Origin of the sequence: Ectobacillus antri, assembly GCF_003852715.1 — a bacterium.
In the GTDB taxonomy this organism is placed as follows: domain Bacteria; phylum Bacillota; class Bacilli; order Bacillales; family Bacillaceae_G; genus Ectobacillus; species Ectobacillus antri.
Window position 1 is genome coordinate 1 of sequence record NZ_RIAV01000069.1, and the last position, 733, is coordinate 733.

Consider the following 733-nt stretch of genomic DNA (forward strand, 5'->3'; position numbering starts at 1 on the left):
ATGCTTTATAAACGCTTGGATAGCGGGAAACTTCAATGGCCTAAGAACGAGAAAGAAGTTCGCAATTTGTCTCAACAGGAGCTGCGCTGGCTTCTTGAAGGGTTATCCATCCAACAGCCAAAGGCCATTCCACAATCACCGAAAGGTGTATTTTAAATCGGCCTCATCTTTATTTCTTCTTTCTTCTATTAAATGAACTAAGTATAATAGAAGGAACGAAACTGAACGGAAGATGGTGCACTTTATGGTTAAGGCTTCCTCGAATAACGAAAATGCATATGAGAAGTTAATTCGACTTCTTGAAGAACAGTTAGCTCATTCCAATCGACAAAACAAGGACCTAGCAAAAAAACTAGATCAATCAACAAAACAGATTGAAGCATTGACCGAGCAAGTACGCCAGTTAACGAAGCTTTTATATGGATCAAAGACAGAAAAAGCAAAATATAACGCACCGGATGGACAAGGATCTTTATTCGATGATGACCCGTCTTTTAACCAACCTGAGCACACAGAAGAACAAAGCCAACAGACAATCTCTTATACTGTTGTACGAAGCATTTCAAAAAAGAAACGAAACGATTCATTACGTGATGACATAGAGGTGGAAGAGATTCATCACTATCCAGAACATACACAGTGTGATTGTTGCCAAGGACAAATGATTGAAATTGGGAGCACAATGGTGCGCGAGGAAGCAACATTTATCCCTGCGAAAATGTTGAAAGTGCAG

Annotated in this window: 2 protein-coding genes; both read left to right on the forward strand. The window is 39.7% G+C overall.

All coding sequences use genetic code 11. The features are described 5' to 3' along the window. Positions 1 to 156: an IS66 family insertion sequence element accessory protein TnpB gene (gene tnpB, locus EEJ45_RS19135; RefSeq protein WP_124566132.1), complete on the forward strand. Its 156-nt coding sequence runs from the start codon at positions 1 to 3 to the stop codon at positions 154 to 156. A gap of 88 nt (positions 157 to 244) precedes the next feature. Further along, positions 245 to 733: IS66 family transposase (locus EEJ45_RS18185; protein ID WP_484068175.1), on the forward strand; the 489-nt coding region annotated here is incomplete at its 3' end.

Bases quoted from the DNA above. Each gene is read 5' to 3' on its own strand.
- tnpB (WP_124566132.1), top strand. From the start codon at position 1: ATGCTTTATAAACGCTTGGATAGCGGGAAACTTCAATGGCCTAAGAAC.